The 23617-nt window shown below is 64.5% G+C and carries 14 protein-coding genes; 8 read left to right on the top strand and 6 right to left on the bottom strand.

The features are described 5' to 3' along the window. The first annotated feature begins 33 nt into the window (after positions 1-33). The 3 genes from J6500_RS12755 (at position 34) to J6500_RS12765 (ending at position 4802) form a co-directional block, all read left to right on the top strand. Positions 34-1434 carry a patatin-like phospholipase family protein gene (locus J6500_RS12755; protein ID WP_225713055.1) on the top strand — a complete coding sequence of 467 codons (1401 nt, stop codon included), beginning with the start codon at positions 34-36 and terminating at the stop codon, positions 1432-1434. A gap of 99 nt (positions 1435-1533) precedes the next feature. Next, the gene (gatB, locus tag J6500_RS12760) at positions 1534-3018 is read left to right on the top strand and encodes an Asp-tRNA(Asn)/Glu-tRNA(Gln) amidotransferase subunit GatB (RefSeq protein WP_225713056.1); all 1485 of its coding nucleotides are present in this window, start codon (positions 1534-1536) and stop codon (positions 3016-3018) included. Positions 3019-4535: 1517 nt separating this feature from the next. Next, positions 4536-4802 (top strand): hypothetical protein, encoded by a 267-nt coding sequence (locus tag J6500_RS12765; protein WP_225713057.1) that lies wholly within the window; start codon positions 4536-4538, stop codon positions 4800-4802. 111 nt (positions 4803-4913) lie between these two features. Here the strand turns inward: J6500_RS12765 and J6500_RS12770 are convergent, their stop codons facing one another. Beyond that, positions 4914-6164, bottom strand: coding sequence for an MFS transporter (locus tag J6500_RS12770; protein WP_225713058.1), 1251 nt, complete (start codon positions 6162-6164; stop codon positions 4914-4916). Further along, positions 6161-6613: a PaaI family thioesterase gene (locus tag J6500_RS12775; protein WP_225713059.1), complete on the bottom strand. Its 453-nt coding sequence runs from the start codon at positions 6611-6613 to the stop codon at positions 6161-6163. Before J6500_RS12775 ends, J6500_RS12770 begins: the two co-directional genes overlap by 4 nt. Positions 6614-6764: 151 nt before the next feature. Between J6500_RS12775 and gcvA the strand changes: the two genes are divergently transcribed. Continuing rightward, positions 6765-7667, top strand: a complete 903-nt coding sequence (gene gcvA, locus J6500_RS12780; protein ID WP_225713060.1) for a transcriptional regulator GcvA — start codon at positions 6765-6767, stop codon at positions 7665-7667. Positions 7668-7681: 14 nt separating this feature from the next. Here the strand turns inward: gcvA and J6500_RS12785 are convergent, their stop codons facing one another. Next, on the bottom strand, positions 7682-7999 hold the full coding sequence (locus J6500_RS12785) for a helix-turn-helix domain-containing protein (RefSeq protein ID WP_225713061.1): 318 nt from the start codon (positions 7997-7999) through the stop codon (positions 7682-7684). Between the two features lie 114 nt (positions 8000-8113). On the opposite strand from J6500_RS12785, the gene J6500_RS12790 reads away from it, so the two are divergent. After that, positions 8114-8374, top strand: a complete 261-nt coding sequence (locus J6500_RS12790) for a hypothetical protein (RefSeq protein WP_225713062.1) — start codon at positions 8114-8116, stop codon at positions 8372-8374. 141 nt (positions 8375-8515) lie between these two features. Here J6500_RS12790 and J6500_RS12795 read toward each other — a convergent pair whose 3' ends face one another. After that, positions 8516-8890, bottom strand: coding sequence for a hypothetical protein (locus J6500_RS12795; RefSeq protein WP_225713063.1), 375 nt, complete (start codon positions 8888-8890; stop codon positions 8516-8518). A gap of 305 nt (positions 8891-9195) precedes the next feature. Between J6500_RS12795 and J6500_RS12800 the strand changes: the two genes are divergently transcribed. Both J6500_RS12800 and J6500_RS12805 read left to right on the top strand, forming a co-directional pair. Beyond that, the gene (locus tag J6500_RS12800) at positions 9196-9750 is read left to right on the top strand and encodes a DUF3617 domain-containing protein (protein ID WP_225713064.1); all 555 of its coding nucleotides are present in this window, start codon (positions 9196-9198) and stop codon (positions 9748-9750) included. Between the two features lie 286 nt (positions 9751-10036). Further along, positions 10037-10534, top strand: a complete 498-nt coding sequence (locus J6500_RS12805; RefSeq protein WP_225713065.1) for a DUF3617 domain-containing protein — start codon at positions 10037-10039, stop codon at positions 10532-10534. Between the two features lie 227 nt (positions 10535-10761). Here J6500_RS12805 and J6500_RS12810 read toward each other — a convergent pair whose 3' ends face one another. Beyond that, complete coding sequence (locus tag J6500_RS12810) at positions 10762-11199, bottom strand: hypothetical protein (protein WP_225713066.1); 438 nt, start codon at positions 11197-11199, stop codon at positions 10762-10764. A 229-nt stretch (positions 11200-11428) separates the two neighbouring features. On the opposite strand from J6500_RS12810, the gene J6500_RS12815 reads away from it, so the two are divergent. Next, positions 11429-22432 carry a DUF5801 repeats-in-toxin domain-containing protein gene (locus tag J6500_RS12815; RefSeq protein ID WP_225713067.1) on the top strand — a complete coding sequence of 3668 codons (11004 nt, stop codon included), beginning with the start codon at positions 11429-11431 and terminating at the stop codon, positions 22430-22432. 131 nt (positions 22433-22563) lie between these two features. On the opposite strand, the gene J6500_RS12820 is transcribed toward J6500_RS12815, so the two are convergent. Continuing rightward, the gene (locus tag J6500_RS12820) at positions 22564-23571 is read right to left on the bottom strand and encodes a transglutaminase-like cysteine peptidase (protein WP_225713068.1); all 1008 of its coding nucleotides are present in this window, start codon (positions 23569-23571) and stop codon (positions 22564-22566) included. Between the last annotated feature and the right edge of the window lie 46 nt (positions 23572-23617).

A 23617-nucleotide genomic window follows, 5' to 3' on the forward strand; every position in this document is an offset into this window, starting at 1 on the left:
CCGGGGGCGGGGGCCAAGCGGCAAGAGAGTATCGTGCGTAGGTCGGGCATAGGGGGATGGCTGTCGGCGGCCGGGACGGCGGCGGTCCTCGCGGCAGTCTTGGCGGGCTGCGCCTCCGTCTACAATCTGCCGGGCAACGTGCCGCTCGGCGCGGCGCTCGCCGACAGCAATGGCGTCAGCGACCTTCCGAGCTATGAAGACGACCTGCTGCTTGCCTTGTCGTTCTCCGGCGGTGGCACGCGCGCGGCGGCCTTTTCCTTCGGCGTGCTGCAGGAGCTCGATCATACACGTTCCGGCGCGGCCGGCAGCAAGACGCTGCTCGACCGCGTCGACTTCGTCTCGGGGGTATCCGGCGGTTCGATCACCGCGGCCTACTTCGGATTGAAGAAGCGTGCGGCGCTCGACGATTTCCGCGAACGTTTCCTGCTGCGCAACGCGGAGGAGGGACTGAAGACCCGGATCTCGCTCGGCAATATCGGGCGTGCGCTGGGTGGTGGCGTCAACGACAGCCAGTTCACCGACTGGCTCGACAGCAATCTGTTCAACGGCGCGCGCTTTGGCGCGCTACCCGACGACCGCCGGCCGCGGGTCTGGATCAACGCCTCCGACATCTACAACCGTACGCCGTTCGTGTTCGGCAAGACCTCCTTCGACGCGCTGTGCAGCGACATCCGCTCCTACCGTGTCGCCGAGGCGGTGGCGGCGTCGGCCGCGGTGCCGCTGGCGTTCGCGCCGATCGTGCTGGAAACCTTCCCCGGCGGCTGCGCCGCGCCGTTGCCGCCGTGGCTCGAGCGGGTCCGCAACGATCCCAACGCGCAGCCGCTGCTGCGTTCCTACGCCGAAGCGCAGGCGCGTTACCGCGACGGCTCGATGCGCTACGTCAAGCTGCTCGATGGCGGCCTCGTCGACAATTACGGCCTGTCCGGGCTGAGCATCGGCTTGCTCGCGGCCCAGCGCCCCTACGAGCCGCTGAGCGAGCGGCAGGCCGCAAAGCTCAGGCGCATCCTGTTCCTGGTGGTCGATGCCGGCCGCGGCATCTCCGGCGATTTCGTGCAGACCCTGGAAGGACCCAACGGCGTCGAACTGGTGTCCGCGGCTGCCGACACTGCGATCGATGCTAGCGTGCGCTCGAGCTACGCCGCGTTCACGACGCTCGCCGACGACTGGTCGGGCAAGCTGAAGCGCTGGCGCTGCGGACTGTCGGCGGCGGATCGCGCAAAACTCGGCGTCGGCGCCAACTGGAAATGCGGCGACGTCGCGATCTATGTCGAGCGGCTCGGCTTCGACCGCCTCGGGCCGGCCCGCGCCGGCATCCTGAACGCGATCCCGACCCGGCTCGCGCTGCCGCAGGAGCAGGTCGACCAGTTGATCGCGGGCGGCGCGGATGCGCTGCGTGCGAGCAAGGCCTATCAGCAGTTCCGGCGCGGACTGTAGACGCCGCGGATGCCGGTTCGGGGCGGCTTGACTGGCGCCATTGGTTGCGCGAAGCCGAGAACAATCCCAGATATTATACCCTATCCGGAAACCCGATCCATGAATGCACCTGCCGCCCCCCACAAACTAATCAAAGGCGCGACCGGCGACTGGGAAGTCGTGATCGGCATGGAGATCCATGCCCAGGTCACCTCGAATGCAAAACTGTTCTCAGGCGCGTCGACCGCGTTCGGCGGCGAGCCCAACAGCCACGTCTCGCTGGTCGACGCCGCGATGCCGGGCATGCTGCCCGTGATCAACGAGGAGTGCGTCCGCCAGGCCGTGCGCACCGGCCTCGGGCTCAACGCCAAGATCAACCTGCGCTCGGTTTTCGACCGGAAAAATTATTTCTATCCGGACCTGCCGCAGGGCTACCAGATCAGCCAGTACAAATCGCCGATCGTCGGCGAGGGCGAGGTCGAGCTCGAGCTCGACGGTGGCCGCAGCGTCACGATCAGCATCGAGCGGCTGCATCTGGAGCAGGATGCCGGCAAGTTGCTGCACGATCAGTCACCGACAATGACCTATGTCGACCTCAACCGCTCCGGCGTCGCGCTGATGGAGATCGTCTCCAAGCCCGACATCCGCGACGCGGAGCAAGCCAAGGCCTACGTGACCAAGCTGCGCTCGATCATGCGCTACCTCGGCACCTGCGATGGCGACATGGAGAAGGGCAGCCTGCGCGCCGACGTCAACGTCTCCGTGCGCAAGCCCGGCGGTCCGCTCGGCACCCGCTGCGAGATCAAGAACATGAACTCGGTCAACTTCATCGGCCAGGCGATCGAGTACGAGGCGCGGCGCCAGATCGAGATCATCGAGGACGGCGGCACGATCGAGCAGGAAACCCGGCTGTTCGACCCGAACAAGGGTGAGACGCGCTCGATGCGGTCCAAGGAAGAGGCGCACGACTACCGCTATTTCCCGGATCCCGATCTGTTGCCGCTGGAGTTCAGCCAGGCCTTCGTCGATGATCTCAAGGCCCATCTGCCGGAACTGCCAGATGAGAAGAAGTCCCGGTTTATCACGGGCTTCGGTCTCTCATCCTACGATGCGAGCGTGCTGGTCGCCGAGCGCGAGAGCGCCGAGTTCTACGAGGCGGTGCTCACCGGCCTCGCCGACAAGGCACGCGACGGCAAGCTCGCCGCCAACTGGGTGATCAACGAGCTGTTCGGCCGTCTGAACAAGGAGAGCATGGACATCGCGTCCTCGCCGGTGTCGGCGACGCAGCTATCCGCGATCGTCGATCTGATCGGCGAGGGAACGATTTCCGGCAAGATCGCCAAGGACTTGTTTGAGATTGTCTGGCAGGAGGGCGGCGATCCGCGCGCGCTCGTCGAGGCGCGCGGCATGAAGCAGGTCACCGATCTCGGCGCGATCGAGAAGGTGGTCGACGACATCATCGCCGCCAATCCCGACAAGGTCGAGCAAGCGAAGGCGAAGCCGCAACTGGTCGGCTGGTTCGTCGGTCAGGTGATGAAATCGTCAGGCGGCAAGGCGAACCCACAGGCGGTCAACGATCTCCTGAAGTCCAAGCTCGGCATCTGAACCAGGCGGACAACGACGTTGGCTGCGGCGCATGATCGATCCCGATCATGCGCTCGCGCCGTCTCCTCGGCGTCGCCGCATGCGCGTGAACGCGACGTAATCCCGCCTCACACCCTCCCTCGATCGTCGCATCGACGCGCTCGCCGCCGAATCGCCGGAGCCGTGGTTGGACCGGGAATCGGGTTCTGATGACCTCAGACGAGGCAAAACAGGGCTTACCCACGAAAATATTTTCGTTGCCAAAAATTGCGACTCGGAGGTCGTGACGCGCCGTTTCACGTCGTCGCTTCCGACTCAACGCAACGACGAATGCGTTTCGCTCCGTCGAATGCAAATTCAGGAAAAGCCTGCAATACAAGCGTTTCCCGCGACGTTGACAAATGCCGATGTCGGCGGCGTCTGCATTTCTTGCATCGTCGCGCGAACGCATCGTCGATTTGTTCGGCGGTGCGCGCTGCGCGCAGACGCACCGCTGCGTCAACACTTCCTTAAGCGGGACACTGTTTTTTTTGGCCTGTTGGTGTATTCGGGAAGTAGTGCATATCGATTCCCGAGTGCACGCAGCGAAGTAGAGCCATCTCACATACTGGAGGGCAACATGGCTAAGAAGGCAAAGAAGGCGAAGAAGGCGAAGAGCGCAGTGAAGAAGACTGCGAAGAAGACCCGCAAGGTCGCCAAGAAGAAGAAGTAAGCCTCTCGCCTCGAGAGGTTCGCCGGCGGAAGCCGGCACGTCGCGAGAGCCACGGGCGGACTGCTGAGAGGCACATCCATCTAGGCTCTAGCTGACGAAAGAGGGTGTCGGCGAGACATCAGGTCAAACGGCTGGATCGAATTTCGGAGAGGGCCCCTTTCCCAAACCGGTCCGGCAGAAGAACCAGAGATTTCTTCGTTCGGTGCGGAGCCCCGTTTGGTTCCGCAATTTCACCGGCAGCAGTGCCGGGCTGAAATCTGGTCCTGACGTGTTCGCCGACCCCCTCGATCCGGCGGCAAGCGCAATCCGCGCCCCGGTCATTATTTTCCCCAAAGCCAGTTCGATATCGTCACGCGGCCTCCAGGCCGGGTCGGTCGTTGTGCTTGCGCAGCCCGAGGCACGTGCCGCCACCCGCGTTCCGTCCGGCCGACGGTCTCCTCCGTCAATCTCAAGCTAACCGCCCGCGGTGTTCGCCGCGACGCTGCCGACGCGCGGCCATTCTCTGCAATGGTTATCGTTGTCCCAAAGGCAAGGGTAAACCGGCGTTCATGAATGCCAAGAAGTGCCTGCGGCACAGGCACTTCTGCGATTCCCGGAAGCCGTGTCCGCGCGGCGGATTTACATCCCGTTCATCGCGATACTTAAACCGCTCTTCAAATTTGATGGGCCATATTCGCTTCAACAAGCCGGCAAACGGCAGACGCTGATCCAAGGATTAGCGCGGCGCATGATCGGAAGATTGGCGCGGGGAGACAGAAGGCGTTTTGACAGTGGACGGGGGCCGCGCTCGGGGGAGGGCGGCCAAACAACAATAAGGGGAAAGACGATGTTTCAGGGCTTTATCGATCAGGACAGCGCCATTCCGGTTGCGGCGACCGCGATCCAGGACGTGCTGTTCGAGCGCGGACTGTATTGGGCCAGCGGCCGCTCCGGCGTCGTCAACCTCGTCGCGGCGCACAAATGGTTCAACCTGGCGGCGCTCAAGGGACGCACTGATGCGATCGCGCACCGCCGCGAAGTTGCCGAGCAGATGTCGGAGTCCGACATCGCCGCTGCGCAGCGTGAAGCCCGCGCCTGGATGTCGACGAACTAAGCTCACTGCGTTCGTTTGGCTTTGCCTTGGGGGCCTTCGGGCCCCTTTGTCATGTCTGGGCGCCGCGATCCGACGAAGGGTCGCGTAGCCCAGACGGCCGGTTGCCGGGCGTTATGATCGAACCGGCGAGGCGGTTCGCATCGTGGCCGCCGCGATCAGTGCGGCAACGATGTTGGCGGCCGCGCTGATCGCAACCGGAATGACGTAGCTGTGGCTGAAGTCGAACACGAAGCCTGCGGCGCTCGGGCCCAGCAGCGTGCCGATCGCGACGCTGGTGTAGAGCAGGCCGATGATGCCGCTGACATGGCGGCCGCCGAAATGATCGGTGACGACGGCGGGCAGGATCGCGACCCAGCCGCCATAGAACACGCCGAACAGCAACGCGAAGGCTACGAGCGACCAAAACCCGCCGGCACCAGCCCAGATCGCCAGCGAGACGGCCATCCCGGCGTACATCGCGATCAGGAACGCGTCCCGGCCGACGCGGTCGGCGATCCCGCCCAGGAAGAAGCGGCCGGCCGTGCTGCCGACGCCGATCAGTCCGAGCAGCACGGCGGCGGTGGTCGCCGTCACCTGATGATCGACGGCATAGGGCACGAGATGGACGAAAGGCACGAACACGCCGAACGCGCTGATCAGGCACGCCGCGTAGAGCCCGGCAAAGCGCAGCGTCCGTACCGCATCGCGGATCGAGACGCCGTGACGGACCTGTGCGCTTCCGCCAGCTTCAAGGGGATCGCCGTCCGGTCCGGTTCCATGACCGCGCGGATCGTCGGCGATCAGCAGCGATGACCCGACGCCGGTCACGGCAGCCAGGATGCCCAGCACGAGATAGGCGTCGCGCCAGCCGATGGCTGCGATCAGCCAGGTCGCGAGCGGCGGCATCACCAGCGTGCCGACGCCGATGCCGCTGACTGCGAGGCCCGACGCGAAACCGCGCCGCCGGACGAACCAGCGCTGCACGGCGCCGAGCGTCGGGACATAGGCGCAGCCGACTCCGGCGCCGATGCCGATGCTGTAGGCGGCATAAACCTGCAGGATGGTCTGGGCGCGGCTGGCGAACAACAGACCGAGACCGACCAGCGCCATGCCGAGTGCTGCGAGCCTGCGCGCGCCCCAGCGGTCGGCCAGCGGGCCCGAGATCACGCCGAGGCCGAAATACAGGAAGCCGGCCAAGGAGAACACCAGCGACACGGTGCCGCGCGAGGCACCGAACTCGCGTTGCAGCGACTCTACGAAGGACGAGAAGGTGTAGGCGCTGCCAAACCCGATGAAGGTCACGATGAAGGCCGCTGTCACGACGTACCAGCCGTAGAATGGCTTTGCCTTGCGACGGCCGGTGCTCACGGCTGTGCTTCTCATGATGGCTCCGATCGTGTTGGGTGGCTGTGTGCGTTGACCGGCGGGTAGAGCAGCATCTGCGTGCAGCGGAACAGCGCGATGGTCTTTCCGGTGACCTCGCTGCGGATCTCGGCATCCCACACCTGGGTCGTGCGTCCGGCATGGACGAGGCGCGCATCGCAGCTCACCGCTCCCTGGCGCGCGGTGCCGATGAAGTTGGTCTTCAGCTCTCCAGTCGCGAAGCCGCTTGCACCTTCCGGCAAGGATGCGAGACAGCCGAAGCCGCAGGCGGTGTCGGCGAGCGCGACGATGGTCGCGCTATGCAGGAGGCCGTGCGGCGAAAAATGTCTTGCCGTGATCTCGAAGCGGCCACGGACCAGACCGTAACCGGCTTCGATCCAGCGAAACTCCAGCAGGCCCGGCAGGCTGCCGGCTTGCGAGGCATTGATCTGATCGATGCGCGTGCTCATGCGGCTTCTATGGAACTAGAAAATCTAATCTGGCCGGCAAGACGCACTGCCTTGCGTGGCCGGTTACCGAAGGATATCCTGATAAATGGATCGGGAAGCGCAGAGCCGCAAACCAGAATTCCTGCGCATTTCAGATTAGAAAATCTAAGCCATGGAGCAGAAGCTTCCGCCCCTGAATGCGCTCAAGGCGTTCGAAGCCGCCGCCCGCCATCTCTCGGTGAAGCTCGCGGCCGAGGAATTGTGCGTGACGCCTGGCGCAGTCAGCCAGATGCTCAAGACACTCGAACTGCATCTCGGCACGAAACTGTTCGAGCGGGTGCCGCGCGGCATCTATCTCACCGACGCCGGGCGCGACTATCTGCCGTCGATCCGCAACGCGTTTCGCCAGATCGCGGAAGCCTCGCGCCGTGTCGCGGCCTCGAACGATGCCGGCGTGCTCACCGTCAGCGTGACGCCGTTCTTTGCATCGGCCTGGCTGGTACCGCGCATGGCCTCGTTCCAGCATGCGCATCCCGAGATCGATTTGCAGATCGTCACCGGCAACGCGCTGGTGGACTTCTCGCGCAGCGGCATCGACGTCGCGGTGCGTCACGGCCTTGGCCGCTATCCGGGTCTGCGCAGCGACCGCGTTGTTACCGTCGAGATGGTGGTGGTCGCGGCGCCGTCGCTGGTCGCGCAGCGCGGGCGGCCGCAATCTCCGGATGACCTAGCGGACTGGCCGCAGGTGCATGACGCCGAGCGCAAGGGATGGAGCCTGTGGTTTCAGAGCAACGGCATCGCGGACGTCCGCGCGCCGCGCGGGCCATCGTTCGACGATTCCGGTCTTCTCTTGAAGGCGGTGCTGTCGGGGCAGGGCGCGGGGCTGCTGCCGGCAGCGATGGTTGCGAATGAAATCCGCGACGGCGCGCTGATCCAGTTGCTTGAGACCGCGCAGATGGAGGAGTTCGCGTATTATCTCGTCTGCCCCGACAACCGGCAGCAGCTCCCGAAGATCGCGGCGTTCAGGGAGTGGATATTGGGCCCGCTCGCGCAGTCGGCACCGGCGGACCGGTAACTGGCCGCACGCTTCTATCGATAGGACACGTTCGGCGGCACCCCAAAATGCCTGCGGAACATCGCGGAGAAGGCGCTCTGGCTGGCATAGCCGCTGTCGAGCGCGACGTCGACGACCCGTTCGCCGCGCGCCAGACGCTCGAGTGCGAACAGCAGGTGCGCCTGCTGGCGCCATTCGCCGAAGGTCATGCCGGTCTCCTTTGCGAACAGGCGGTGCATGGTCTTCGACGTCAGCTTTAATCTGCGGCCGCTCGGATAATCGATCTCCATCGCCGCCATTGGCCGTGTCGTAGCGTGATGGCTGAAATGTCGCGTGATCAGTTCGTCCAGCACGTCCCAAATTCGCCAGGTGTGGTCATCCTAGCGTGAGACGGATGACCAGCACCTTGCTAAGTCGCGGCCGATTTGGCACTCTTGACGCGGACCCGTCATCTTATTGGGGGCGTTATGCATAAGTCATTTCTTGCAATCATTGCCGCGGCCGCTGTGACCGTCGTCGTGTCGTCGACGGCAGCGCGCAGCGCCGAGTATGTGATCGGCGACGCGCCGTATCGGCTCGATTACGGCCACGACCGTCCGATCGAAACGGGTTGCCTGAAATGGAATTGGCAGCTGTATCAGTGGCAGGACCTCTGCCCGGTCTACATCCGTCCCAAGGCCTACATGTACCCACGAGGCGGTCGCGTGGTGCTTCGCACCAGAGGGTGAGGCTGTCTCCCGATGATTTCGCCGCGTCACGCCGAGCGTGCTGACGCGGTCGCTGCGCGAGAGCATGCGTGACACGCACGACCCGTCGCGCGAAGACAATCCTCAATCAGGACTAAACACTATAGCGTCGTCCGATCGCGCTCAGTGCGCGATGGTGCATGCCACTTGGCTGTGCTTGCCGAAGTTGAGCAGGGCGCTTTCGCCGAAGCCGTCGAGCCAGATGCCGCGGCCGGCATAGCGATAACCCACGCCCATCGGCACATGCCGCACGTGCACGCCGCCGTGACGGCCGGTGCGAAGCGAGGCCGTCACCACTTCGCCCTCGACCGTGACAGCGCGCGGGCACAGCGGATAGTTGCGGCCATTCTCACAGGTGAAGACGATCTCGGAGCAGCTGCCGACCGGTGCTTTCGTGATCAAGCCAAGGTCCGCCGCCGCTACCGGCGCAGAACTGCCGAATGACGTCACACCCAAAGCCAGAAGGCCAGCGACGGCGTAACGAAAGCGAATATGCATCAGGGCCCCCTCGTGGCGATACACGCGGCAAATCAGTAAAAAATATCCCTGGTAAATGAGCAAAAATATCCTGCAACGTCAAACCCGAGCGGGCCTGGGAGGTCAGGCGGGGATCGGGTGTTGCAACTTTGCTGCAGTGGATCGGAATTGAACTGGAAGTCGTTTCACGGCGCCGCCGCGCCTTTACTCGCCACAATTGGCCTGCAACTGGTTGATCGATACCGAATCTCGTCGTGGAGCATTTCTTCACGGACCTGATCCGGACCCACATCGCGAGCGGTCCGGAATTGCTGTTGGGGGCGGGAATGATCGTACGGAATGCCATTGCAGGTTCGTTGCTGACCATGATGATCGTGACGGCGCTGTCGTGCGGTGCCTACGCACAGACGCCGTTGCCGCAGCCGGCAAAGAGCCGTGACGCGGCCGTGCAGCCCAATCAGGAATCGTTCTCCGGTCCGAGCTTCCGCAAGGGCTTGTGGCGCTTCGTGCGAACGCTCGACATCGTCAGAAACGCCAACAAGAACGTCAAGTATCGGGTGGTCAATGCGGAGATGACCCGCTGCGTCGATCCGACCCACGCGATGAAGGCGACCTTCTCGTCGGGATCGGTCGGGACCTGCGTCTCCGACAAGCCCGAGAAGAACGGCAACCAGTACACCTTCGGACGCCGTTGCGATGTCATGGGCGCCGTCAGCACCGTGATCACGGTGAGCAGCGACGAGGCCTACACCGAGTTGAACGAGGTGAGCACCGGCGAAAATCCCAGAACCGACATGGTCGTCGCGACGCGGCTTGGCGATTGCGATGAGGGTGTGGCGGCGGGCGCCGACAAAGCGGCGGCAGCGCGCTTGACCCATTGATGGGTTGATCCGGCGGCCAGTGTCCGTCGCTGCTCTGACGGAAATTCGACAATGAGGGAAACTTAACCGACATCGCTCTTGCGGTGTCCTCTCGGCGCCGGAACCCTGCAAAAACTCAGCTGATTTACGGGAATTTAACGTGAAGCGTCATGGAATGGATCCATGCTAGGCTTGCGGGCGTGGCTCCAACCGTGCGGCCGCGGTGGTTCAGCCGATAGGAATCCATCATATGATGTTGGGTGAGGACTTCGGGTCGTCGAGAATCATCGCGCGCTCCGTTGGCGTGGTGATCGCCCTTTCTGTGTCCTTTGCCTCGCACGCTGCGGCGGCCGAGGAGAGCTTTGGCGGTCCGACCTTCCGCAAGGGGATGTGGCGCTTCGTCCGCACGCTCGAGCTCGTGTCGGACTCGAAGGTCCGGCAGCGATTGTTCGAGCGGGAGATGACGCGTTGCGTCGACCCAACCCAGGCAATGAAGGCGACGTTCTCATCGGCGTCGGTCGGCAATTGTCACTCGTCGAAGCCCGAGAAGGTCAGCAACAAGTACATCTTCTCCAACCGGTGCGATTATCTCGGGCCGGTCAGCACGGTGATCACCGTGCTCAGCGATGAAGCCTATACGGAAGTCAACGAAGTCAGGGTCGGCGCGCAGCGCAGGGACCGCGTGGTCGCCCGCCGGATCAGCGACTGCCATGAGGACAGGACTTCGCTCGATCAGCAGACCGCTGAACGGCGCGACGTCTCGCCGCCCCAGGTGCAGGACACCGATGAGAGCGAACCTCTCTAGAGGGTGATGGGGTCAGGGTAGGTCCTGGCTTCGGACTCGCTGCACGTCTCGGCGTGCTGGGCAGGTGCGCGCTGCCAAATCTCGAAAAACAACCCCATGCAAAGGAGCCGGCGGCTGCCGGCCGCTCGACAAGGCAACGCTCGACAAGGCAACTTGACATGTCGGGCAACTCAGGGATATATTTCCAATATTCCGAAATGGCGGCGGCGAGAGCGCGCCGCCCTTCGTCAGATCTTCTGCTGAGCTCCAGGGCCGCTGACCGTCACCGTGATCTTCTGGATTTCGGTGCGGCCGCCCGGATACTTCACCTCGATCGTCAGCGAATCGGCACCGACGAATTCGGCCGGCGCCTTGTAGAGGGCGACGTAAGCCGGCACCTCGAGCGCAAGGCAGGCCTTGTAATTGGTGGCCTTCGCCTTTCCGGACCGCACCACCACCTTTCCTGCTGCCGGCGGGCTGACCAGGCGGATGGTCGGCAGGGGGCCTGACGTACAGTCAGGTAACACATTGAGATAAATGCCGATTTGGGTGTCCCGGTTGGGCAGGGCCTTGACCTGGCGCTCGACCGTGGTCTCCGACGGGACGGGCTTGGGAGCCTGTGCGGACGCCGTGCCGATAGAGCCCCACAGCAGGGCCAGGGCAGTCACCTCAACGATCACGCGCATCGACCGCTCCAAATTGCCCGAAAGAATCCGGGTGCGGCAGCACCTATTGGCCTGCCCGGTTTAGCTAAGCATCTGATCTTGCTGAACCGACATGGTCAATTTTTACCACACCTGCACGGAAAGTATTGATTAACCAAATGCATTTCTTGACCGGGCCCGTCGTTAACAATAGCTTAAACGTAAATTTTTCTACAAGTTTTCCTCTAATCGCTTTTTTGCGGAGTTGATAATGCAGGGACAGTTTCAGGTGGCTCAGGCCACCGGTGCGGGAAATTCTGTCAATTCGGCTCCTGTTCGAATCTACAAGCTGACGAAGCCGCTGACCGACCAGGCCGTCGTCATCAATCTCGGATACGACCAGAAGGTGAAGGTCGACTTTTCGTCGATCGCCAATGAGAAAATCACGCTGGTCCATGTCGGCGAGAAGCTGATCATCCTGTTCGACAACCAGTCGACCGTCACAGTCGAGCCGTTCTTCGATTCCCGCGCGGACTCGCAAGGCCAGTCGCAAGATGGCGGCGCGCGCAGCAACATCACCGTCGAGATGGCGCCCGGCCGCGACGTCACGGTGCAGGAATTCGCGAGCCTGTTTCCGATCACCACGGATTCCTCCGTGCTGCCGGCGGCGGACGGGACGGGCGGCAACGCGCAGGCGAGCGGTGCGAATTTCAGGCCCTCCGTTGTCGATCCACTCGATCCCGTTCCCACCAATCAGTTGGCGGGGCAGGAAGATCTGCCGAATTTCGTGACGCCGCCGCAGACCGGCTTTGTGCTCACGCAGAACAATCCAGCTCCGACCATCTCTCTCGGTTTCGTGCCGGGCCTCGCCGTGGACGAGAGCTTCCTGACCGCCGCGACCAACGGCGGCGTTGCCGGTTCGGGCCAGGCTCCGCTCGGATCGACCGTGGCATCCACGCTGGTGCCATTCACTGTCGATGCGCCGTCCGGCCAGCAGTCGCTGACCTTCGCGCTCTCGGTGAGCGCGCCGGGCGCAGATTCCGGCTTGATCGATTCAGCGACCGGCCAGCATGTGCTGCTGTCCGTCAACGCCGGCGTTGTTGAAGGCCGCACCGCCGTTGGCGGCGATCTGGTGTTTACGGTTTCGGTTGATTCGACCGGTCACGTGACGTTCACCGATCTGCGCAGCGTCCACGAGGCTGCTCCGGGCAATCCCAACGAAGCGATTTCGCTGGCGCAAGGCCTGATCACGCTGACTGCGACGGTCACGGACACTGCGAACCAGACGGCGAGCGCGCAGACCGATGTCGGTTCGCACCTGACGTTCCTGGACGACGGTCCGGTGGCGAGCACGGCAACCGGCGCGGTCGACACCTTCGTGCTGGACGAAACGCGTCCGGCGGGGACGGACTCAGCGGGCGGCTCGGCCCCGAACGGCCTTGCCAGCGTGACGGCGAACTTCTCCGACAATTTCACCGGCGGCAGCTATGGCGCCGATGGCGCTGGCACGACCACCTACACGCTGAAGCTGACCGGCACGAACGTCGCCTCCGGCCTCTATGCGCTGGATCCGACCGACAGCAACCCGGCCCATTTCGGGCAGGGGACGCAGATCGTGCTGAACCAGTCCGGCGACACGATCACCGGTTCGGCCAACGGCACGACGTATTTCACGATCACGATCAACGAGACGACCGGCGTGGTGACGTTCACGCAGGTCAACAACATCTGGCACGCGGATCCGGCCAATCCGGATGACGCGGCGACGATGACGCTGACGAGCGCCAATCTGCTGCAGGTGGTGCAGACCATCACCGACGCGGACGGCGACAGCGTGGCGACGCCGCTCGACGTCGGCAACGGTGTGTTCACAATCCAGGACAGCGGTCCGACGGCAAGCACGGTGGCCGGCGCGGTCGACACCCTGGTGCTGGACGAGACGCGTCCGGTCGGCTCGGACACGGCGGGCGGCTCGGCTCCGGGCGGCCTTGCCAGCGTGACGGCGAACTTCGCCGACAACTTCACCGGCGGGAGCTACGGCAGCGATGGGGCGGGCAATACCGTCTACACCCTGGTGCTGGCCGGCTCGAACGTGGCTTCGGGCCTGTACGCGCTGGAGCCGACCGACAAGAGCGCGCTCGACGGCGACGGCATCGGGCAGGGTGCCCAGATCGTGCTGAACCAGTCGGGTGACACGATCACCGGCTCGGCGAACGGCACGACGTATTTCACCATCACGATCAACGAGACGACCGGCGTGGTGACGTTCACGCAGGTCAACAACGTCTGGCACGCTGATCCGGCCAATCCGGATGATGCTGCGACGCTGACGCTGTCGAGCGCCGATCTGCTGCAACTGGTGCAGACCATCACCGATGCGGACGGCGACACCGTGACGACGCCGCTCAACCTCGGCAACGGCGTGTTCACGATCCAGGACAGCGGTCCGGGCAATCCGACCGTGACAATCTCCGGTGTCGAGCCTGGCGCGCTGACTTTCGACGGCGGCCTCGTGAGCGGCAACTTCGTCGGCGCCGAAGGCGCTGGCGACACCAATTCGTCTCCGACGGTGGCATCGGCGAGCTTTGCCGCCGCATTCACATTCGGCAATCTGAACGACTTCGGCACCGATGGCGCCGGTGCGACGACGATCAGCTACGCGCTGCAATTCCACGCCGGGTTTGCCGAAGGCAGCGCCTCCGGCCTGACCTCGGGTGGCCTTGCCATCAATCTGTATGAGAGTGGCGGCGTCATCACCGGCTCGACCGCGCTGACGGAAGGCGCCATCACGGCAGCCAACACGGTGTTCACGCTCAGTGTTGATAACGCCGGCGTGGTGACGCTGACGCAGACCCATGCGGTCGACCACGCTCAGCATGACGTCTACAACAATGCCTATATCTCCGACCTGCAATCACTTGCCAGCAATCTGATCGACCTGAAGGCCAGCGTTGTCACCACGGACGCCGACGGCGACACATCGGCGACGGCGACTGCATTGCTCGACCTCGGCGGCAACGTCCAGTTCGGTGACGACGGTCCGGGCACTCCGACGGTGACGGTTTCGGGTGTCGAACCGGTTGCGCTGACCTTCGATGGCGGCCTGGTCAACGGCAACTTCGTCGGTGCGGACCTGGCCGGCGATACCGACGCGTCCTCGACGGTGGCATCGGTGAGCTTTGCCGGCGCCTTCACCTTCGGCAATTTGAACGACTTCGGCGCCGACGGCGCCGGCGCGACCACGATCAGCTACGCGCTGCAGTTCCACTCCGGCTTCCTCGAGGGCAGTGCCTCCGGCCTGACATCGGGCGGCCTTGCGATCCGGCTGTACGAGAGCGGCGGTGTCATCACGGGGTCGACCGCGCTGACCGAAGGCGCGATCAACGCGGCGAACACCATGTTCACGCTGAGCGTGGACAATGCCGGCGTCGTCACGCTGACCCAGACCCATGCGGTCGACCACGCCCAGCACGACGTCTACAACAACGCCTATATCTCCGACCTGCAATCGCTTGCGAGCAACCTGATCGACCTGAAGGCCAGCGTTGTTACCACCGACAGCGACGGCGACACGTCGACCACGGCGACGGCGCTGCTCGATCTCGGCGGCAACGTCCAGTTCGGCGACGACGGTCCGGGCAACCCGACCGTGACGACCTCCGGTGTCGAGCCGGTGGCGCTGACCTTCGACGGCGGCACAGCCAACGGCAACTTCGTCGGCGCCAACCTGGCGGGCGATACTAATGCGTCACCCGCGGTGGCGTCGGTGAGCTTCGCCGGTGCCTTCACGTTCGGCAATTTGAACGACTTCGGTGCGGACGGCGCCGGCGCGACGACGATCAGCTACGCGCTGCAGTTCCACTCCGGCTTCCTCGAGGGCAGCGCCTCCGGCCTGACCTCGGGCGGTGCGGCGATCCGGCTGTACGAAAGCGGCGGCGTGATCACCGGCTCGACCGCGCTGACGGAAGGCGCGATCACGGCGGCTAACACCGTGTTCACGCTCAGTGTTGATAACGCCGGCGTCGTCACGCTGACGCAGACCCATGCGGTCGACCACGCCCAGCACGACGTCTACAACAACGCCTATATCTCCGACCTGCAATCGCTGGCTGCCAACCTGATCGACCTGAAGGCGAGCGTCGTCACCACCGACAGCGACGGCGACAGCTCGACCACGGCGACGGCGCTGCTCGACCTCGGCGGCAACGTCCAGTTCGGCGATGACGGCCCGGGCAATCCGACGGTTACGCCGTCGCGAGTCGAGCCGGTTGCGCTGACCTTCGATGGTGGCACTGCAAATGGTAACTTCGTTGGTGCGGAGCTCCCGGGCGATACCAATGCGTCACCCGCGGTGGCGTCGGTGAGCTTTGCCGGTGCCTTCACCTTCGGCAACCTCAACGACTTCGGCGCCGACGGCGCCGGCGCGACTACGATCAGCTATGCGCTGCAGTTCCATGCGGGGTTCACCGAGGGCAGCGCCTCCGGCCTGACCTCGGGCGGCCTTGCCATCAATCTGTACGAGAGCGGCGGCGTGATCACCGGCTCGACGGCGCTGACCGAAGGCGCGATCACGGCAGCCAACACCATATTCACGCTGAGCGTGGACAATGCCGGCGTTGTGACGCTGACGCAAACCCATGCGGTCGACCACGCTCAGCACGACGTCTACAACAACGCCTATATCTCCGACCTGCAGTCGCTGGCTGCCAACCTGATCGACCTGAAGGCCAGCGTCGTCACCACCGACAGCGACGGCGACAGCTCGACCACGGCGACGGCGCTGCTCGACCTCGGCGGCAATGTCCAGTTCGGGGATGACGGCCCGGGCAATCCGACGGTTACCCCGTCGCGAGTCGAGCCGGTTGCGCTGACCTTCGACGGCGGCACAGCGAACGGCAACTTCGTTGGTGCGGACCTGGCCGGCGATACCAATGCGTCACCCGCGGTGGCGTCGGTGAGCTTCGCCGGTGCCTTCACCTTCGGCAACCTCAACGACTTCGGTGCGGACGGCGCCGGTGCGACCACGATCAGCTATGCGCTGCAGTTCCACTCCGGCTTCCTCGAGGGCAGTGCCTCCGGCCTGACCTCGGGCGGCCTTGCCATCAATCTGTACGAGAGCGGCGGTGTCATCACGGGGTCGACCGCGCTGACCGAAGGCGCGATCAACGCGGCGAACACCGTGTTCACGCTGAGTGTTGACAATGCCGGCGTGGTGACGCTGACCCAGACCCATGCGGTCGACCACGCCCAGCATGATGTCTACAACAACGCCTATATCTCCGACCTGCAATCGCTTGCGAGCAACCTGATCGACCTGAAGGCCAGCGTTGTCACCACCGACAGCGACGGTGACAGCTCGACCACGGCGACCGCGCTGCTGGATCTCGGTGGCAACGTCCAGTTTGGCGATGACGGCCCGAGCAATCCGACGGTGACGACCTCCGGCGTCGAGCCGGTGGCGCTGACCTTCGACGGCGGCACAGCCAACGGCAACTTCGTCGGTGCGGATCTGGTCGGTGACACCAACGGGTCGCCGGCGATTGCATCGGTAAGCTTTGCCGGTGCCTTCACCTTCGGCAACCTCAACGACTACGGCGCCGATGGTGCCGGTGCGACCACGATCAGCTATGCGCTGCAGTTCCACTCCGGCTTCCTCGAGGGCAGCACCTCCGGCCTGACCTCGGGCGGCCTTGCGATCCGGCTCTACGAGAGCGGCGGCGTGATCACGGGCTCGACCGCGCTGACGGAAGGCGCGATCACGGCAGCCAACACCGTGTTCACGCTGAGCGTTGACAATGCCGGCGTCGTCACGCTGACCCAGACCCATGCGGTCGACCATGCCCAGCACGACGTCTACAACAATGCCTATATCTCCGATCTGCAGTCACTGGCTGCCAACCTGATCGACCTGAAGGCCAGCGTTGTTACCACCGACAGCGACGGCGACACGTCGACCACGGCGACGGCGCTGCTCGATCTCGGCGGCAACGTCCAGTTCGGCGACGACGGTCCGGGCAACCCGACGGTTACCCCGTCGCGAGTCGAGCCGGTGGCGCTGACCTTCGATGGTGGCACTGCCAATGGCAACTTCGTCGGCACCAACCTGGCCGGCGATACCAATGCGTCACCCGCGGTGGCGTCGGTGAGCTTTGCCGGTGCCTTCACCTTCGGCAACCTCAACGACTTCGGCGCCGACGGCGCCGGCGCGACTACGATCAGCTATGCGCTGCAGTTCCATGCGGGGTTCACCGAGGGCAGCGCCTCCGGCCTGACCTCGGGCGGCCTTGCGATCCGGCTGTACGAGAGCGGCGGCGTGATCACGGGCTCGACGGCGCTGACCGAAGGCGCGATCACGGCAGCCAACACCGTGTTCACGCTCAGTGTTGATAACGCCGGTGTGGTGACGCTGACGCAGACCCATGCGGTCGACCACGCCCAGCACGACGTCTACAACAACGCCTATATCTCCGACCTGCAATCGCTGGCCAGCAATCTGATCGACCTGAAGGCCAGTGTCGTTACCACCGACAGCGACGGTGACAGCTCGACCACGGCGACGGCGCTGCTCGATCTCGGCGGCAACGTCCAGTTCGGCGACGACGGCCCGGGCAACCCGACCGCGACGACCTCCGGCGTCGAGCCGGTGGCGCTGACCTTCGACGGCGGCACGGCCAACGGCAACTTCGTCGGCGCCAACCTGGCGGGCGATACCAATGCGTCACCGGCGATCGCGTCGGTGAGCTTTGCCGGTGCCTTCACCTTCGGCAATTTGAACGACTACGGCGCCGATGGCGCCGGTGCGACCACGATCAGCTACGCGCTGCAGTTCCACTCCGGCTTCCTTGAGGGCAGCGCCTCCGGCCTGACCTCGGGCGGCCTTGCCATCAATCTGTATGAGAGTGGCGGTGTCATCACGGGCTCGACCGCGCTGACGGAAGGCGCGATCACGGCAGCCAACACCATATTCACGCTGAGCGTGGACAATGCCGGCGTTGTGACGCTGACCCAGACCCATGCGGTCGATCATGCCCAGCATGATGTCTACAACAACGCCTATATCTCCGACCTGCAATCGCTTGCGAGCAACCTGATCGACCTGAAGGCTAGCGTTGTTACCACCGACAGCGACGGCGACACGTCGACCACGGCGACCGCGCTGCTCGATCTCGGTGGCAACGTCCAGTTTGGCGATGACGGTCCGAGCAACCCGACGGTGACGACCTCCGGTGTTGAGCCGGTGGCGCTGACCTTCGACGGCGGCACGGCCAACGGCAACTTCGTCGGCGCCAACCTGGCGGGCGATACCAATGCGTCACCCGCGGTGGCGTCGGTGAGCTTCGCCAGTGCCTTCACCTTCGGCAACCTCAACGACTACGGTGCCGATGGCGCCGGCGCGACCACGATCAGCTACGCGCTGCAGTTCCACTCCGGCTTCCTCGAGGGCAGCGCCTCCGGCCTGACCTCGGGCGGCCTTGCGATCCGGCTGTACGAGAGCGGCGGCGTGATCACGGGCTCGACCGCGCTGACGGAAGGCGCGATCACGGCAGCCAACACCGTGTTCACGCTCAGTGTTGATAACGCCGGCGTGGTGACGCTGACGCAGACCCATGCGGTCGACCACGCCCAGCATGACGTCTACAACAATGCCTATATCTCCGACCTGCAGTCGCTGGCTGCCAACCTGATCGACCTGAAGGCCAGCGTCGTCACCACCGACAGCGACGGCGACAGCTCGACCACGGCGACCGCGCTGCTCGACCTCGGCGGCAATGTCCAGTTCGGGGATGACGGCCCGGGCAATCCGACGGTTACGCCGTCGCGAGTCGAGCCGGTTGCGCTGACCTTCGACGGCGGCACAGCGAACGGCAACTTCGTTGGTGCGGACCTGGCCGGCGATACCAATGCGTCACCCGCGGTGGCGTCGGTGAGCTTTGCCGGTGCCTTCACCTTCGGCAACCTCAACGACTTCGGCGCCGACGGCGCCGGCGCGACTACGATCAGCTATGCGCTGCAGTTCCATGCGGGGTTCACCGAGGGCAGCGCCTCCGGCCTGACCTCGGGCGGCCTTGCGATCCGGCTGTACGAGAGCGGCGGCGTGATCACGGGCTCGACGGCGCTGACCGAAGGCGCGATCACGGCAGCCAACACCGTGTTCACGCTGAGCGTGGACAATGCCGGCGTTGTGACGCTGACGCAAACCCATGCGGTCGACCATGCCCAGGCTGACGTCTACAACAACGCCTATATCTCCGACCTGCAATCGCTGGCCAGCAATCTGATCGACCTGAAGGCCAGTGTCGTTACCACCGACAGCGACGGTGACAGCTCGACCACGGCGACGGCGCTGCTCGATCTCGGCGGCAACGTCCAGTTCGGCGACGACGGCCCGGGCAACCCGACCGCGACGACCTCCGGCGTCGAGCCGGTGGCGCTGACCTTCGACGGCGGCACGGCCAACGGCAACTTCGTCGGCGCCAACCTGGCGGGCGATACCAATGCGTCACCCGCGGTGGCGTCGGTGAGCTTTGCCGGTGCCTTCACCTTCGGCAATTTGAACGACTACGGCGCCGATGGCGCCGGTGCGACCACGATCAGCTACGCGCTGCAGTTCCACTCCGGCTTCCTTGAGGGCAGCGCCTCCGGCCTGACCTCGGGCGGCGCAGCGATCCGGCTGTACGAGAGCGGCGGTGTCATCACCGGCTCGACCGCGCTGACGGAAGGCGCGATCACGGCAGCCAACACGGTGTTCACGCTCAGTGTTGATAACGCCGGCGTTGTGACGCTGACCCAGACCCATGCGGTCGACCACGCTCAGCACGACGTCTACAACAACGCCTACATCTCCGACCTGCAATCGCTTGCGAGCAACCTGATCGACCTGAAGGCCAGCGTCGTTACCACCGACAGCGACGGCGACAGCTCGACCACGGCGACCGCGCTGCTCGATCTCGGCGGCAACGTCCAGTTCGGCGACGACGGTCCGGGCAACCCGACCGCGACGACCTCCGGCGTCGAGCCGGTGGCGCTGACCTTCGACGGCGGAACAGCGAACGGCAACTTCGTCGGCGCCAACCTGGCGGGCGATACCAATGCGTCACCCGCGGTGGCGTCGGTGAGCTTTGCCAGTGCCTTCACCTTCGGCAATCTGAACGACTACGGTGCGGACGGCGCCGGTGCGACCACGATCAGCTATGCGCTGCAGTTCCACTCCGGCTTCCTCGAGGGCAGCGCCTCCGGCCTGACCTCGGGCGGCCTTGCGATCCGGCTGTACGAGAGCGGCGGCGTGATCACCGGCTCGACCGCGCTGACGGAAGGCGCGATCACGGCAGCCAACACGGTGTTCACGCTCAGCGTTGACAATGCCGGCGTGGTGACGCTGACGCAGACCCATGCGGTCGACCATGCCCAGCACGACGTCTACAACAATGCCTACATCTCCGACCTGCAGTCACTGGCCGCCAACCTGATCGACCTGAAGGCGAGCGTTGTCACGACCGACAGCGACGGCGACAGCTCGACCACGGCGACCGCGCTGCTCGATCTCGGCGGCAACATCCAGTTCGGCGATGACGGTCCGAAGACAATTGTGCCCGATCCCGCCATCATGTCCAACGCGGCCGGCGCAATGTTCTCAGGCTTCCTCGATGCTGACCACAATATCGATAACAATGTCGGCGCGGACCAGTCCGGAACGATTGCCTTTGCCAATATCACAAACGGCCAACTGGCCACCGGTGTTGTCAACGGAACCAACGCGATCCTGACGTCGGGCGGGCAGCAGATCCATCTTTACCTGGTCGATCACGACGCCAATGCGGCGACGCCAGACCAGCTCCAGGGATGGATCGGCAGCGCTCCGGGCGGCGGCGGAACGGAAGTGTTCGCCATCACCTTGCAGCCTGACGGCAGCTTGCCGACGAGCAATGATCAGTATCACGTCGATCTGTTTGCCCAGATCGGAGCAAGCACGATCACGACGGTGAACGACTTCTCCGCTCTCGGTTCGAACAACCAGCAGTTCAAGGCGCTGGACGTCGCCAACACCACGGCGGACCTGCTGTTCTCGGGCTACCAGCAGGCTTCCGACGGCACGACCGACGCTCTGACCGGTGATTCCGTGTCGGCCAGTAATGTCGGTATCGGCGTCGCCAACAACTCCATGAACGACGGCGACGTCCTGCGCATCGATTTCGTCAATAACGCAACGGTGTCCGGCTCGAACAACAACACCTACGACTACACGACCCACTACAACATCAACGACTTCCAGTTCGGCATCGTTCAGGTGAACGGCAGCCCGGGAGCCGATGCGCTCGAGGTGTGGGTCAAGATCTACAACGCCAATGACGACAATCCCGGAGGCAACATGGCAGCGCATTCGGCTGCGCTTGTGAACGGAGACTCGCAGCTCAACACGATCACGAGCATCCTGGTGAACGGGGTCGCGGTCAGTCTCGCGAGCCTGGTCACCGACGGCAACGGCGGATATCTGGTCACGGGTCTCGACCTGCATGACACCGTTCAGGTCCATGCGTCGGGTAACGGCTACAACCGGATCGAAATCGAGAACGCGATCAACACTCCCTTGCTGAGCAATCCGTCCCTCAACGGAGAGTCGTTCGACATCGGAGCGTTCTCCTTCGTCTCGACGACCACCAGCATCCCGACGGTGGGCATGAACTACGATGTCGCATTGACGGACAGCGACGGCGACAAGTCGATCAGCGATCTGTCGCTCACCTTGACCACGCCGGGCACGCTGTTCAACGACTGGTCCGCCTCGGCAACCGCCGTGACGGCGACGGTCGGCGACGCCAACAACCCGCAAGCCAATATCAAGGGCTCGAACTTCAACGACACTCTGACCGGCAGCGCGGCCGCGAACATCCTGTCGGGCGGGCTCGGGGACGATACCCTCCAGGGCAACGGCGGCAACGACACGCTGATCGGCGGAGCCGGCAACGACAAGTTCGTGCTCGCGGCGACGGCGGCGTTGAACGGTCACGATACGATCGCCGATCTGGCTGCCGGCGACAGCATCATCGTCGATGTCGCAAGCCTGAACCTGACGATCAACACCGCGGCATTGGCGACGTTCACGGCCGCGACCGACGCCAATCAGGCATCGACCTGGAATGGCACGGCCAACCAGTTCGTCTTCAACACGACCACCAACGAGCTCTGGTATTCGGCCAACGGCACAGCGGCAGCGGCAGTCGACCTTGCGCATGTCAGCACCGGCGTGCCGGCCGCCAACGCGGTTCACGTCATGTAGTCCATAGGGCTCGGGCTAAACTGCAAAGCCGCCGGCGACAAGCGTCGCCGGCGGCTTTTGTCTGTCCGGGGCAATCCGCCTGCCGCGCCAGATGTCCGCCCGGAAGCAGCCGCTGGCGGCCTGGCTGCGGATCACATCCAGAGCGGAAGCGAAGGCAACTGGAAGCCGGCGCTGCCAGTGGATTCGGATCCAGCCCACTCGGCGTCGCTGGTGTCGGCGGCCGCCGGCGCGGCCTCGAGCTCGGAAAGCGGCAGCCGGGCGTAGGGCGCGGCGAACAGCTGCACGCCGCGCTGGTCGAGCGCGAACATGGGCGTGAAATTCGCGGTGCCGGATGCATCCACGATCTCCGACAGCCGGCTGTCCAGGATCAGCCAGCGGCCCTCGACGCGGGCCGCCAGCACCGCGTGATCCTGCCGGATGGCGCGGTCGCGGCCCAGCACCAGGCGCAGGTCGTCGCGCCGGAAGCCGGCCTCGCTGAGCGCGATATACTTTGCGATCGCATAATCCTCGCAGTCGCCCTTGCCGGTCGCGAAGGTGGCGAGCGGGGCAGTCCAGCGATCGGGCACGCCATGCTGCGCGAAGTCGCTCATGTAGCGGATCGCCTGATTGACGGCCCGGTTGGCCTCATTCAGCCGTTCGCGCCCCGATTTGAGCCTGACCGCGTTGATCAGGCGGAGGAATTGCGCGGCGTGGGACGGGCAACCGGCGGCGTCCTCGCGGCACTGTGCGAGCACGGCCTGCTCCTTGACGAGGTCCGCCTCGAGGCCGCGCCATTTGCTCCAGAGGTTGCTCTCGGGCGCGCGGAAGGTGAACAGGCCGAACGGCTCGGGACCGACCGCAGGCTGCGGCTTCGCGGCGGGCAGGGCATCGGTCGCGGTATTCGCCGGTGTGAGCGCGGCGGTGCGCACGGCGTTGGGACCACGGCCGCGCTGCCGGTCGAGCTTGGCCAGAACGTCGTTGATGGTGAAGAAGGTGGCGGGCGGACGGTGCGCGGCGGCGTCGGACGCGGGTGCAAGCTCGCCGCTCGTCTCGCCGAGGGCGGTGTTATCGGTCGCGAACGCCGGCGGTGCCGCGCACAGCGCAATTGACAGGGCAGCTGCAGCCGCGACCGCCGATGAAGCAAACTTCAGCGACACCATATGACGTCCCCAATGTCGGGGATCGTCAACGTCTGTGCGTCGATCT

Source organism: Bradyrhizobium semiaridum (genome assembly GCF_020329505.1).
Lineage (GTDB): Bacteria > Pseudomonadota > Alphaproteobacteria > Rhizobiales > Xanthobacteraceae > Bradyrhizobium > Bradyrhizobium semiaridum.